The 14,463-nt window shown below is 48.0% G+C and carries 11 protein-coding genes; 1 reads left to right on the plus strand and 10 read right to left on the minus strand.

What is annotated here, in order from left to right:
• Positions 1-164: 164 nt before the first annotated feature.
• The 4 genes from GKG41_RS18415 to GKG41_RS18430 are packed head-to-tail and all read right to left on the minus strand — an operon-like array spanning position 165 to position 3,825.
• Positions 165-539 (minus strand): TnpV protein, encoded by a 375-nt coding sequence (locus GKG41_RS18415; protein WP_001129922.1) that lies wholly within the window; start codon positions 537-539, stop codon positions 165-167.
• Positions 540-590: 51 nt separating this feature from the next.
• Positions 591-1,118, minus strand: coding sequence for a hypothetical protein (locus GKG41_RS18420; protein ID WP_154261309.1), 528 nt, complete (start codon positions 1,116-1,118; stop codon positions 591-593).
• Positions 1,118-2,104: a thiamine pyrophosphate-dependent dehydrogenase E1 component subunit alpha gene (locus GKG41_RS18425; protein ID WP_072849392.1), complete on the minus strand. Its 987-nt coding sequence runs from the start codon at positions 2,102-2,104 to the stop codon at positions 1,118-1,120. The genes GKG41_RS18420 and GKG41_RS18425 overlap by 1 nt, the downstream gene beginning before the upstream one ends.
• 47 nt (positions 2,105-2,151) lie before the next feature.
• Positions 2,152-3,825 (minus strand): hydantoinase/oxoprolinase family protein, encoded by a 1,674-nt coding sequence (locus GKG41_RS18430; RefSeq protein ID WP_173015646.1) that lies wholly within the window; start codon positions 3,823-3,825, stop codon positions 2,152-2,154.
• A gap of 488 nt (positions 3,826-4,313) precedes the next feature.
• On the opposite strand from GKG41_RS18430, the gene GKG41_RS18435 reads away from it, so the two are divergent.
• Positions 4,314-5,345 (plus strand): ROK family protein, encoded by a 1,032-nt coding sequence (locus GKG41_RS18435; protein WP_173015647.1) that lies wholly within the window; start codon positions 4,314-4,316, stop codon positions 5,343-5,345.
• Positions 5,346-5,399: 54 nt separating this feature from the next.
• Here GKG41_RS18435 and GKG41_RS18440 read toward each other — a convergent pair whose 3' ends face one another.
• The 6 genes from GKG41_RS18440 to GKG41_RS18460 are packed head-to-tail and all read right to left on the minus strand — an operon-like array spanning position 5,400 to position 14,042.
• Positions 5,400-6,701 carry a TIGR02679 family protein gene (locus GKG41_RS18440; protein WP_154261315.1) on the minus strand — a complete coding sequence of 434 codons (1,302 nt, stop codon included), beginning with the start codon at positions 6,699-6,701 and terminating at the stop codon, positions 5,400-5,402.
• Positions 6,691-10,734: a TIGR02680 family protein gene (locus tag GKG41_RS18445; RefSeq protein WP_154261316.1), complete on the minus strand. Its 4,044-nt coding sequence runs from the start codon at positions 10,732-10,734 to the stop codon at positions 6,691-6,693. Before GKG41_RS18445 ends, GKG41_RS18440 begins: the two co-directional genes overlap by 11 nt.
• Positions 10,731-11,108 carry a DUF2398 family protein gene (locus GKG41_RS18450; protein ID WP_243141104.1) on the minus strand — a complete coding sequence of 126 codons (378 nt, stop codon included), beginning with the start codon at positions 11,106-11,108 and terminating at the stop codon, positions 10,731-10,733. Before GKG41_RS18450 ends, GKG41_RS18445 begins: the two co-directional genes overlap by 4 nt.
• Positions 11,042-11,437 (minus strand): hypothetical protein, encoded by a 396-nt coding sequence (locus GKG41_RS23620; RefSeq protein ID WP_243141103.1) that lies wholly within the window; start codon positions 11,435-11,437, stop codon positions 11,042-11,044. Before GKG41_RS23620 ends, GKG41_RS18450 begins: the two co-directional genes overlap by 67 nt.
• Positions 11,434-12,573 carry a TIGR02678 family protein gene (locus tag GKG41_RS18455; protein ID WP_154261320.1) on the minus strand — a complete coding sequence of 380 codons (1,140 nt, stop codon included), beginning with the start codon at positions 12,571-12,573 and terminating at the stop codon, positions 11,434-11,436. Before GKG41_RS18455 ends, GKG41_RS23620 begins: the two co-directional genes overlap by 4 nt.
• Positions 12,570-14,042: a TIGR02677 family protein gene (locus tag GKG41_RS18460; protein ID WP_154261322.1), complete on the minus strand. Its 1,473-nt coding sequence runs from the start codon at positions 14,040-14,042 to the stop codon at positions 12,570-12,572. The genes GKG41_RS18455 and GKG41_RS18460 overlap by 4 nt, the downstream gene beginning before the upstream one ends.
• Positions 14,043-14,463: the final 421 nt, after the last annotated feature.

The following is a 14,463-nucleotide window of genomic DNA, read 5'->3' on the forward strand; positions in this document are numbered from 1 at the left end:
TTCCCACTATCAAATTGACAGTTTATTTAAGAATACCTTGCCGCATATTTATTAACTCCTTGTATAATACTGAATCTAATTATATTCCTTAACCCTTTATTTGTCAAGCTGACAAACTAAAGCAGAAAAAGCGGCAGGATTTCCCCCTGCCACTAATCATCTGTTTATGCAAAAATAATTTCCTTTTCCACAATCTCCCTCGCACAAGCCCTTATGTTATTGAGGCATCCTGTCCATTCTAAGGCGTTTTCTGCCTTTAGCTGTTCCGTTATGCCCTGTGCCTGTTTCATACCCTCTATGAGCCTTTCAAAGCGTTCCTGTGCCTGTCTGTTGATGTCGGCAAGGTAGGCGTTTAGCCTGCCGCTTGTAAGAAGATTGGTGTATGTAACTTTACGGTACTGTTTTAGATAATCTAAATGCCGTTGCCCCCAGATGCCTATTGCCTGTTCTTCTTCGGCGGGTACAGTTAAGCACGGTATCAAATAATCCCCTTGCCTTTCGTATTTGCCGCCCAGTTCCTCAAATAATGATTTTGCCATTGTCTGTTACCTCCACATTCTTTTTTATTTTGAATGTCCGCAAAATCCGTCCTACATCTGATGCTCAAATACCATGACCGGGTTGTCATCTTCAATGGCGGTCAGCAGCAGGCCGTACACATCCTGGGGAGTTGAAGGATATACAACCTTCAGTCCGGGAACATGTACCAGCATTGCCTCCAGAGACTGGGAATGCTGTGCGGCACACTGCATTCCGCCGCCGCTGGTAAGTCTCAGCGTCATAGGAACATTCATTCCCCCGCCGTACATATATCTGAATTTTGCAGTCTGGTTCATAATCTGATCCATACAGCATCCCATAAAATCGTTGTACATCAGCTCAGCTACCGGACGCATTCCGGTAAGGGCAGCCCCTGCGGAAAGGCCAACAATCATCTGCTCAGCCACGGGTGTATCACGAACCCTCTCTTTTCCAAACTGCTTGTATAATCCTCTGGTAGCGCCCATAGAACCGTCTACAAAACCAACGTCCTCACCAATACAGAAAACCGTAGGATCCTTCTCCATCTCAAAACGGATTGCGTCAGCTACCGCTTCTGAAAAATACATATTTCTCATTATCTCGCCTCCTCTACAATATCTGTGTACACGTCTTCAAGTGCTGATTCTTTTGCCGGGAATGAACTTTCAGCGGCAAACTTCACTGCTTCTTTTACCATGCCCTTTACCTTTTCCTGAACAGCCTTAAGATCTTCATCAGTAGCCACACCATTGTCCTTTAAATACTCTTCAAATCTTGGAATCGGGTCATGATCCGGCTGTTTCCAGAGTTTCACTTCCTCAGGATTGCGGTAGTTCTCCGGTTCACCCTCAAAATGGCCTCTCCAGCGGTACGTTTTGCACTCAATATAGGTTGGTCCATAACCGTTTCTTGCACGATCGATCGCTCTCTTGGCAGCATCGCAGACAGCTAAAATATCGTTGCCGTCTACCACTTCGCTTGGCATTGCGTATCCGGCTGCACGGTCTGCGGTGTTCTCGTTTGCCATGCCGTTTGTTATCCGGCAGGATACTGCGTAAAGGTTGTTCTCATTTACGAACACAACCGGAAGATTCCAGAGGGTGGCAATATTCATGGCCTCATGGAAGGAGCCTTCTGCTGTTGACCCGTCTCCATGGAAACAGATGCAGACCTTATCTGTTTTCAGCATCATGGATGAGAATGCTGCTCCGGTGGCCAGGGTAAAGCCGCCCCCTACAATACCGTTTGCTCCAAGGATTCCCAGCTCCGTGTCTGCAATGTGCATGGAACCGCCCTTTCCTTTGCAATATCCGGTTTCTTTTCCCCACAGCTCAGCCATCATTTTATTCATATCAGCGCCTTTTGCGATAATATGGCCATGTCCTCTGTGGGTACTTGTGATGTAGTCGCCGTCAACGAGATTTGCACATACACCGGTTGCAATTGCTTCCTCCCCGATGTACAGATGTACAAACCCAAGCACATCTCCTTCTGCAAAGCTCTTCGCTGTCTGGAACTCAAACTGGCGAATCTTCTGCATGGTTTCATACATTTCCAGTAACTTTTTGTGTGATAAATTCATGTTCTTCCTCCTTAAATTTTTATTTTAAAAAAGCTAGAAAGCCTTCTTTAAGCATTAGCAAATATTTTTCCTCCGACCAGCACTTTGATCTGCGTCTCCAGATACTTACCGTAGTCGCTGTCATCCTCACTTACGACAGTTCCATCTTCGTCCACATCAAGCTCTTTATACATAATCCGGTCGTCGTCAAGATACATATTCCGACATTCATACCTGATATAAGAGATTTCTAAATTTTGTTCCTGAATCAGCCTAACTGCATACTCTTTTGTGACATCCACGCCCTTTTGCAGGGCATCCTCCAGCTCATCAAACTCAAACCGTTCATTTACCGCATGTACTAAGTATCCTCCGCTGTCTTCCCCCAGACGGATTACTGCTTCTATCTCTACACTCACACCGGAGGTTGCAGCTCCCACCGCATTCGCCACTTCATAGTGCTTTGGAACCATCAGGTTAAAATTATATTGTTTCTGGGCGATTCGATACCAGGATTCTGCAGGTGCACCAATGGCACAGATGGGACATTTAATCCTTCGGAATCTTTTCAAATTGTTGTAGATTTTATCTGCGATAGCGTCTCTCACCTGTTCCACATATTCATCAGACGAAGTTTCCGCAAGTGCAGCCTGTTCCCGGATCGCCTCAACTGCATTCACCCGGTCCCACGCAACAAACTCACCAGTATAGTGAAGCACGTCTGTGGGGGTTACATTATGTTCTCCTCCCCGGCAGGAGGGAAGCAGCCGTTCCGGACCAATCTCAATCTTCCCGTCATCTATCTTTACCGCGCTGTCTCCGCCGAGGCCGTATGTATATAGCTGGGCAGAGCGGATCCGGATCTGCCAGTCCCCCACTACCGCACCGTCTTTAGAAAGCTCCACTCTTTTATTTCGTACAATCCCAATGTCTGTGGTAGTCCCGCCCATATCAACCACAACCGCATTCTTTACTCCCGTAAGATTTATTGCCCCGATAATGCTTGCTGCCGGCCCGGATAAAACGGTATCAATGGGGGTGTTGCGGATGGCATCGATTTTAGCAATCGTACCGTCGCCTTTTACCACAAAAACAGGTGCACCGATTTTCTGTTCATCCAGAATGGTTTTAATTGCTTTCACAAAATTATCAATAATCGGCAGAAGTCCCGCATTCACAACTGCCGTGTTTGTCCTCTCCAGATATCCAAGCTCTGAGACAAGTTCATGACCGCACACCACCGGCAAATCACAGATGCTTTTGATTACCGCTTTTACTCTTTGTTCCAGAATCGGGTTCCTCACACTCGCCTGGCCGGATACCGCAAAAGCTTTCACCTTTGGCATCAGTTCCTTTACCGCCCGTTTGACCTCCTCCTTGTCGATATCCCTTATAATCCGTCCTTTGATATTGACCTTGCCTTCCACAGCGATACACTCATTAGTAGCTAGTTTCCCTACCGGTACACCGCCTATCATCAAAAGCCCTATCTGCCCAATTTTTCCTTCAACCGTTGCGTTCGTAGCTAAGGTTGTAGACAGAACCACTTTTTCGATTTTGCTGATATCTGACTTTGACAACCCCAGGCTCACAATGCTGTTTCTGATTCCTATCTCCAGCTTCTCATGAGTGGTAATTGCTTTCGCCTTACGCTTAATGCAATCAGCCCCCTGTATCTCTGTGTCCAATAACACCGCATCTGTGTACGTTCCCCCCGTGTCAATTCCAACTACATATGACATCCTGCCACCCTCCAGACTTATTAAATTTTTCCGTCCATTTTCTTTCGGCACCATTAATGTTTTATATTGCATTATGTATTAAATTATGTCTTGCCGTAAGTTTTATTATAAAACAGATTTTATCTCATTCTCCCTTTTCTGTCAATATGTTTTTTTAACTTTAATTAAAGTTTTTATTTTTGGTAAATGCTGTATTTTTTGATAACTTTTTAACACAGTACAGAGACAGCGCCCTTACCTGGGGGTAACTTGCATTCCCCTGGAATGAATTGAGATTTATTACGGATTTCATGACAAAAAAAAGCGCCGGAATCCGTATTCCGACGTCTCTTTTTTTCCATATACCTGTGCGCACACTAAATTATTGTATTTTACTCAAAACTATGAACCATCTGACATGGCCTTGTTATGTCTTGACAATTTGTGTTTTTACGTTTATGATAAGTCTTGTCATAAGTATTTTCTATGGCTTATTATTGGAGGATAAAATGAATACACCTATTAGAACAACAATGCTGTTAAAACAGCAGAATAAAGAACTGGTCATTTCTGCGTTCCGGGAAATCGGCCAGGGAACCCGCAACGAAATAGCCCAGCTCACAGGCTTAAGTATTTCAACCTGCGGAAATATCATCCGGGAGTTAGTGGAATCGGGTGAACTCTCACAAGGAGATATGGCTCCGTCCCAGGGCGGCCGCCCATCCAAAATATATATTTACAATGCCAATACTTCTCTGGCTTTGGCTATATCCCTTGTGGCAAATGGGGAATTTAATCAAATTGAATTGGCTACGGTGAATCTCCAGGGCACTGTGCTGGCGAGAGAGTCTTACATGCAGCCTCTGCATCAGCTTTCCTTTGAATTTTTGGACTCTTTAATCGCTAAGCAGTTTGAAGAAACGCCTAAAATTAAGGTTATCGGAATGGGGATACCAGGCATGGTAGTCCACGGAGAGGTTTTATACTGTGATATGGAAGAGCTGGAGCATCTGAACTTAAGGGATTTATTACAGACAAAATACCATGTGAAGGTATTTATTGACAATGAGATGCATTTTAAAACCTTTGGTTATTTTCAGGCACATTCGGATATTGGTCTGAAAGACTATGCCTTGCTAAATGTGCCCGAACATTACACGTATGGAGCCGGTTTTATGGTGAACGGACATCTTATCCGCGGAAACGCTAACTTTTCCGGCGAGATCAACTTTTTGCCTTACGTGTCCTCAAGAAAAGAGTTGATTGAACAATGTGCCGGCGACAGCACATTTGTGGATCTGATTTCAAAAGTCATCATTACCATTATTACCATTACGGATCCCCGCTATATCATCCTTTGCGGCTTCCGTTTTACCAGTGAGCTGGTCCTGGAGATTCAGGAAAATGTGAATAAGGTACTGCCGCCCCAGTTACTGCCCCATTTTCATTTACAGCAGGATATTTCGGATGAATATTTGACAGGAATCATAAGTGTTATCACCAATCTTTTAACCGATAAAGAACCGTACTCGCAATCGTAGTCCATCCCTTATCTATAATTCTGTAACATTCCTGTCCGGCAGCCTTTTACGCCCTCAGAGGCTGCCCTGCCCTTCTGACAAATCTCCCAGCAGTTCCCGCAGAAGATTTTCCTGGTAAGCTGCCTTTTTTATCTCTTTTAAACGCAAAGCTGTCTGAGCCAGACCCGGATTCTGAATGGTATCTAGCTGTGACATACTTCTTGACTCCAGCATCTCCTCTGATAACCCTCTTTTGTAATCTTCCGGCGACATTCTCCAGATACGGATATTTTCCGGGTATCTTTGCCATATTCTGTCTGCAATGCCCAGGCCTTCGGGATCGATATCCCCGCTGTAATAGATCTCAGTCTTCCCCTGAACCAGAAGACGAATCAGCTCCAGTGCGGCGGTGCGCATCTGCCCGGACGTACACAGCAGAGTAATATTCTGCCTCCTCACCTTTTCATACAGATAGCGAAAGACCATTTCATTTTCCACAATAAAGGCGCGTCCATTTTCCCCCAATGCCAGTTCACACCCCATCAGGTTCATACTGGTCAGAGTTAACGGCTCCTGTAAATGATAAAACACCTCCGGCCCCGGATGCAGACCTCCGTTCTTTCTCAGATGTACGCCGTATGTGATTACCATGCTGGCTACATCATCCGGAAGAATCCCTGCCGCTGTCAGCAATTCTTTCCACTCATAGGCCGAGGCGGGATATTCCCGGCTTTGAGAAAAGCAGAGACTATGGATCAAAAGTGTTCCGGCCGGGGTTCCCCTGTCAAAGTAGTGGGGATTCCCGGTAATCTTTGCAGACAACACCGCCACAGGAATGTCCCCCCGGGTGTTATCCTGGGTCCAGGCAAGGGCCTCTCCCACATATTTTGCCAGAAGAAAGGCATTTTTTTCACTGTTTTCCTGCTCCCGGTTCAGCACCGCATACCCATACCTCCGCTCCTCCTGCATCCTCTGATACCATTGACAGACACCGTGGGCTCCTCTCTGTCGGAAATATTGCTGCACCTGATGGAAAAAAGCCTCTCTTTGCCGCATCTTCTCCTGCCTTTTATTGCTGTTGGTCACTATTTTTTCCCGGAAGTAGGCTTCCAGTAACTCCTCCAGGGTAATTGGAGCAAACCTGGTGTCCTGCAGGGCCTTTTCCACCTGGTTCAGTGTGATTTTTACATCCGCCTCCCAAAAGGTTTGGCCCAGCATTCTTTCCAGAGCCTTTCTCTCCTCCCCGGAGCAATTTTTCAGACATATAGTCCCCGCGCATCTCCCGTAGGACTGCCATTTTTTGCGCATCTCATCAAACAGCCTTTTTAACTCTTTCTGCTGCCTGAAGTAAGCACCGCATTCCCCACTATTGCTCATCTAATATCCTTTCGTGTCCATTCCAGGTATAGTAAATGACTGTTATCACCTGCGAGTTCTGCGGCCGCAAAAGCTCGGCAATTTTCAGCCCTTTTACAGTTTCGTAGCATCCCCAGAGTGCCTGGGAATTCATAATATAATCAAACTCCAGCTTTTCTACCAGCTCAAACATACTGCTGATGTTTTTGTCATCCACGCCTGCAAATGCCTCGTCCAGGGCAATCATCCGCGGATGGTCCCGGTTCTCTGCTTTTTGATACTGTGCGTTCACCGCCGCAAACAGAGGTACGTACATAGCCATTGCCTTTTCCCCGCCGCTGAAGCGGTTGAATGCAGCGTTGGTCAGCGGCTTCTTTCCTTCCTGATTCCTGTAAAAGGACATTTGAAAGGTGAACCATTTGCGGTAATCCAGCGCGTCGCGTACCAGATCCATATAATTGACCACCCCGCCTTCCTCCTCCAGCCTGCGCTTTTCTGTTTTAATCTTACTCCTGAAATGAGAGGCAACCCTTTCGATGTCCTCCGGCGTGAGAAGCTTCCGGTCACGGAGCAATATATGTTCCAGTTCCAGGGTATCCAGTTCCTCTTCATTCTCCGCAGACTTAGGGCGCCAGTCCAGGGAAAAACTGAGTCCCATGGAGGTATCCATATCTTTCATAAGCCCGGACATATCCTGCACCCATTTCCGGCTCTCTGCGATCCGGTCTGTCAGCTGCTGGCTGATGGTCTGGGAGAGAATGTCCTCGAACAGCTCTCTGTCCTTTTCCTGGATGAGCAGTTCTGTCTCCTCAATCGCGGATTTCAGGGTGTGATAGAATTCCTCCAGATAAAGCTTCTTTCCGTTCCACACAGAAACCAGCCTTACCCGTTTCCTGGTTGCCCGAAGGCCCTCCTCTGTCTCTCCGAAACAATCCTCTATAGAGGTCCCGTAGCTGGAAAGATTGCTGTTATGCTGCTGATACACCCGGTAAAGTGAGTTCAGCAAATCCTCCGGCTCCCTTCCTCTGTCGCTTTCCCGCAGCATGCCCACCGCTTCCCGGGCGCAGGTTTCCAGGCTCCTCCCCCCGGGCTCCAGCACCAGCTTCAGGGCCAGCTCTTCCTCAAAGTAATTTAGAAGGCCGGTTTCCTCTACAATTTTTTCCCGAAGCGCTTCTTTCTCCTCTGCCTCCTGCGACAGGATGTTATCCCTCTTGGTCTGCAGGACGGCGATAGATTTATCAAGCACACGTATGCGTTCCTCAAGTTTCCGGATCTCCTCTTTCAGAGACTGTCTTCTGCCGGCCTTCTCAATATTTTCGGGACGGTTCAGGTACTCATCATATTTCCTGATCTCAATTTCCAGCTCCTGGATACGCCCCGTATATCTGCGTTTTTCCGTGAAGGCTTCGTCTGCCCTGGCCTCATTTTCTTCCGCAGCATCCTTCTCCCTGAGAAGTTCATCCCTCTTTCTTTGCATCCTCTGAACAACCCCGGGGACCTGCTGCCATACACGCTGATATTCCTCCGCCGCCTCTAGGCCCTCCCGGTACTCTGCCGAAGTCCTGCCAAAGGGAAGACCCTTACAGTGCTGCAGCATCTTCTGGCAGCCCTCATTTTTCCGTTTGGCACACAGATCAGTCCTTTTCTCCTGGTCAAAATACTGCTTTTCCAGATGTTCCAGCGCCATCTGACAGTCTTTTAGCGCCTCCAGCCTCCGGTTGAGTCCCCCAAAGCCAGGCAGTGCCCTATACTCCTCCTCCAGTCTCCTCACCCGCTGCCTTAATGTCTCAATTTCATTTCCAACGATTCCAAGACTTTCCTCCAGCTGTTCCAGCCGGCTCCCCAGGGAGCGGAGCATCTGCTCCTTCTTGCGCATTCTGGCTAAACATCCCACAAATTCCGCTTCCCCTGGTTTGTCTGCCCTGCCGAACAAGACACCCTGACGGAAATACCCATCGCCTCCCAGATACAGGGTTCCCTCTCCGTCGCTCTCGTATATATTGCTGAGAATACGCAAAACCTCTTTCTGCAGCCTTCCGGGCAGATCTTCGCTGACTTTCAGTTTGCAAAAGCCGGAATTGCCCCGGCGGCGGACATGAATCATACCGTCCAGCATCTGGGGGAAGGATTCTTTTATCTTAACAAAATCCGATTCCTCCACCACCAATGCATCCAGAATGCCAGCCTGCAAAAGCTGCGCCTCCAGCCGCGCGCACTCTCCCTCAGACAAACCATCTGCAAACTCCACCGCCTTGAAGAACGGAACGTGTGCAATCTGCGCCTCCGACAGTTCCCGGCGGAACCGCGCTGCAGCTTCCTCCCGCTGCGGCTCAATCTCCTCTTTCTGACGCAGCAGTTCTATTTCTGCCCTCACAGCAGCAATCTCTTCCTCCAGCCGGTTCTGCTCCCCTATTTTTTCCTTCTGTCTGTCCAGCAGGGTTTCCCTGCATTTTTCCCAGTCACCCCGGACGATCCTTTGGATTTCATTTTCATCGCTGCTTCTTTCATACTCCCGTATCCTCTGTTCTGCCTGGCGCAAGGTTTCCGCCGCGGGTTTCCACTCCTGGTTTTCCCTCATCCCGTAAAACGCTGTGATCAGCTCGTCCTGGCAATTCAGAATCTCTTCCTGAAGCTCCTCCTCTTCCTTTTCCTTTGCCTCCTTTTGCTGACGCACGGTGTCCAGAAACTCTGCAGACTGGTCGTACTCCTCCTGCAGCTGCTGAAGTCTGTCAATAAGCTGCTTCCCCTCTGTAATGGCTCTCTCATACTGCCTCAGACCGGAGGAAACCGTGTCCAGCGCTTCTTCCCCGCACGATTCCAGTATCCTCACTGCCTCCCTGTGTTTGTCCCAACCCAGGGTTTCCTGGATGTCATCCAGTTCCTGCCTGGCTTCCCTCAGCTGATCCTGATCCATCTCAATGTCTGTCCGGAGTCTTTTCTGATTGTCTTCGCTCTCCCGGATTCTTTCATGGCAGAGGGTAATTTTTTCTTCCCAGCGTCCCCTCTGTTCCTCCGCGTCTGCTTTATCTGCCCTGGCTTTATCAAGCTTCCGGTCTGCCTCCTCCATATCCGTATCATACAGACTGACCAATTCAGAGTCCGCAAGTGACAGCCTGGCCTGATCTTCCTCTGCCGCTTTCTTTTTCCCCGCGATCTCTTCCTTCATGTCCCTGCACTCTTTTTCCCTTGCCTCCAATCTCTGTCTGCCGGCATCCACTTCCTGTTTCCGTGCAAGATAAGCCTGGGCTTTCCGGGCCAGCATGAACTGATTGTATCGGATGTATTCGTTACGGATAATTTTAACATCACCAAAGGCGCGGCTCAGCTGATCCAGGCTCTCCTGAATGCCGTCCATTTTTTCCATAGCGTCTACCATGGCACGGAGATCCTCGTCTGTCAGTGTCTGCAGGGATTCGTTGAGGATTTCATACACTTTAGTGGGCTTAAATTCCTTGGACAGCTTGGGCGCACGGACCTTTACCAGCAGCCGGATAAACTGCTCATACTGCTCCGGCCTGCGAAATCCAAAGATATATTTATTCACCATTGCCTTATATTCCCCAGGCACATCAGTAAAAGGGGTATCCTCTCCCACGATTTTTCTCAGCTCCTGTTTGCTGTACGGCAGCCTGGTGCTTCCTGTTTCCTTGTAAAGCCAAAGATCATACCCAATCCTGCGCCCGTCCAGGAGCACAAAGCCCCAGAAATCCATTGCCTTCCCCCGGCGGGCCCGCTGGCCGATCCCGATGGTACGGTATTCCCCGGTATCCTCCTTTATGAATTCCAGGAACAGATAACCGGTGGCCTCTTCTTTGCCTTCCTCTCCCAGAAAATAATATTCCATCCTCCGATCACTGGAACCAAAGGGATCCAGACGGCTGGGTGTCCGATCTCCATCCAGAATAAAAGGGATAAAGCTCTGGGTTGTAATAGACTTTCCGGAGCCGTTCTGGCCCCGGAGAAGCAGCTTCCCGTCCGTAAGGTCTATAATCTCTTCATCGTACAGCCAAAAATTTACAAACCCAATGCGATTCATTTTCCAACGGCCGCTCATTTATCTTCCTCCCCACCCTTATAATCTGCCGGGTAAAATCCCGATACTTTTCCTGCTGCAGGCAGAATGCAGAGTTTCTCCTCCTCTGCCCGCAGCATCATCCAGGATTTCATATACTCCTGTACATTTTTTATCAGCTTCTCTTTTTCCATTTCCCTGCATTCCTTACTCCAGGCCCCTTTCCATTTTTCCCGGCACTCCCATACCAGCCCGGCAAAGGCCGCGGGTTCCATATAAATCCGTTCATTCTCTGCCTTTGTAAGCCTGCCCGCTTCCAATTCCACGCGGATATTGGCACAGACAAGTGTCACCAGCTCCGGAAGCATAGCATCCCGGGGATGTGACCTTCCGTAACAGTCATCCTCCTCCAGCATCCAGAATGCGGCGTGTTTATGTATATCCAGCCTTCCCCCCAGATACTCTCCCATAATTCCAGGAACAGATAACCGGTGGCCTCTTCTTTGCCTTCCTCTCCCAGAAAATAATATTCCATCCTCCGATCACTGGAACCAAAGGGATCCAGACGGCTGGGTGTCCGATCTCCATCCAGAATAAAAGGGATAAAGCTCTGGGTTGTAATAGACTTTCCGGAGCCGTTCTGGCCCCGGAGAAGCAGCTTCCCGTCCGTAAGGTCTATAATCTCTTCATCGTACAGCCAAAAATTTACAAACCCAATGCGATTCATTTTCCAACGGCCGCTCATTTATCTTCCTCCCCACCCTTATAATCTGCCGGGTAAAATCCCGATACTTTTCCTGCTGCAGGCAGAATGCAGAGTTTCTCCTCCTCTGCCCGCAGCATCATCCAGGATTTCATATACTCCTGTACATTTTTTATCAGCTTCTCTTTTTCCATTTCCCTGTATTCCTTACTCCAGGCCCCTTTCCATTTTTCCCGGCACTCCCATACCAGCCCGGCAAAGGCCGCGGGTTCCATATAAATCCGTTCATTCTCTGCCTTTGTAAGCCTGCCCGCTTCCAATTCCACGCGGATATTAGCACAGACAAGTGTCACCAGCTCCGGAAGCATAGCATCCCGGGGATGTGACCTTCCGTAACAGTCATCCTCCTCCAGCATCCAGAATGCGGCGTTTTTATGTATATCCAGCCTTCCCCCCAGATACTCTCCCATATATCTGGAAACCCAGGCGCGCTGGTTCTTCAGATACAGGGAATCCGGGTCCTCGTTGTTCTCCCAGTACAAAGCCGGACTGGTCGCCAGCTGCCGGTATACACGGTTTATCCTGATGTGCCCTCTGTCCTCTGTAAGCTCTTCCATCTGGTTTTTTTCAAAGTCCTCCCAGGATTGAAAGGCGGAGATATCACCGCTGAAGCTGGCCGCAAAATATTTGGAGTATCCGGTATTCTCATACAGCACTTCCTGTCCTGCCTCCTGGCCGAATGACTCACTGCTGCCCTCGTATACACGAAGCATAGAAAGCCGCTCCAGAAACTGCAGCACCCTCACCAGGGACTTTCTCTGTGAAAATGATGTCCAGTCAATCTCCATAAATGCTTTCAGCTGCACCCCCACAAAATCAATCAGCTCTGACAAAAGAAACTGCTCTTGTTCCTCTTTGTCCTCCAGATATATCAGAAGTACACATAAAATACAGTAATCCCGTATTTCCTGGAACTCCTGAATTCCCATAAATGCCTCCGCATGTGCAGGTATCTTTTCCAGTTTCAAAAGGTGGTCTGTGTGGATCAGCCGCCATCCCAGCTGTTCCCTCACAAACTTCTGAAAGTGTGATATCCCGTGCTTTACCTTATAATACGCCTCTTTGTCCGTATCCTTGCAAATCCAGTAATTTTCCAGCAACTCTCTAATCTCACTCATAGGTCAAACTCCAAAATATAAGCCGGCATTCTTAAGTCTCCGTCCTCGCACTTCAGTACACAGGTTTCCCCTGTATTTACCAGCCGAAATTCCTGGCCGAACTCCGTCCTGCCCTTTTTCTCAGAATTCATATTCGCCTGGGCAATCCACTGCAGAAACACAATTCTGGCCGTTTCCGGCACGGTCTCTTCTATCCGGGAAAACTCCAGCCGGTTATCCTTGATATACCGCAGCACCAGACGTTTTTCCCTTTCTATACGCTGCAGGTATTCATTTCTGCGCAAAAGCTTTTCAAAAGATTTATCGGCAAACCCCTGGCGGTCTCTTTTTTCTCTGTAATTCCGCGTATGAGGCTTCAGCAAATATTCCATGGGGGCTTCCCCGTAGACACTGCCGGTAATGCCATCGGTTTCTCTGACCGCATTTGCTTTAAAATGCTGAATATTCTGCACCCCAAAAATATGTGCGGAGAGCTTGTGTGCATCTTCCATATTTCCACAGTCTGCAAATAGCTTAAGAAATTTTTTGTAATCGTCCTTACGGCTGATCCCCCAGTTCTGCACCTGGACAATCAGGGCCGCATTCTGTATAATACTGCGGATAATATCATTTGTTATTCTCAGAACCTTGCTGCATTCACAGCCATGCTCCGGCGTATCCAAAAACCAGTTTTTCAGGGATTCCCACTTTCCCCGGACATTCTCCCGGATACTAGATTTTGCATCCCCGTGCAGTTCCAGAAGTGCATGAGGGATCTCCAGTTCACTCTGTACCACCTTCTCAAGCAGAACACCCTCGATTACCTCCTGATGCTTTTCCAGGATCCGGCTGATCTTTTTCCCATGATTCTGCAGTTCCTGGACAAATTCATGCAGATACTTGATAAACTTATCCTTATGTACAATAAATTCCACGGATTTCAGAAGATGATCGGTCCGGCCAGAGTAGAAGTCTCTCAGATAATCCTGATAGTTCTGGTTCAGCCTCTTAAAATCCTCCTGAATGTTCCTCCACCACTCATTGACTTCCTTCAGGCTGCACTGCTTCATGTCCTCCGCCTCATCAAGCCCTCTCTCCAGACGCACAAACAGATTTGTGGACAAATTCCCTGACTCCAAAAACAGATTTTCCAGGCGCACCGTCATCCTTTCTATCTCCACCGCATATTCCGACATAGTATAGCGGTACTGTTTGTTTTTGTAATCCGCAATCGTATACACCCTTCCAGGATCCTGAATAGGAGTGAGGTTCTTCCATTTTACAAGCGCCTCCAAATCAATCTTTAACTGCTCAATTGTATAAGAAACAAACTCCGGTTCCTCCCGGAGCTGCTCGTAAATCTCTTCTTTATAGAGCTGAAAATGCATTTTTTCATATTCCTGATAGCATACACGCATGATTTTTCGGTATTGGGGGGAGCTGGGCACCGATAAATAGGCCGCTTCCTCTATGGCTTCCAGATATTTCATTGCATCACCCGATCTTTCTGTGGATGGAAAAAGGCTTGAGACACATCATTAGTTTCGTATGTTTTTTATTCTACCATTATATTACTTTTTCCTCCATATGAGGATTTCAATATTTTACATATCATGGGTTCTCTTTTTTCACTCCTTTCCCTGCTTCTGGAATACTAGCTCCCTCTGCACGCAAAACGGGCCAATCCGCACAAGGCAGACTGGCCCTTCCTTGGCAAGCAGCAGGCTTGCCCGGCATCTATGCTTATGATATGAAATTTTTAGAGCATGCCGCTCATGAGAAATCAGCGAAGTGAGTCTCCGTTCATCCTTCCATAAGCAGGAAGCTCGATTTGTGCATTCTGCGGAGCCCAGCGGACTCTGATGCGTTTCAGAGCGGACGCTATGCGGATCATAACGGACGCCCCAAAAC

This window comes from Lactonifactor sp. BIOML-A5 (assembly GCF_009677585.1).
Classification (GTDB): domain Bacteria; phylum Bacillota; class Clostridia; order Lachnospirales; family Lachnospiraceae; genus Lactonifactor.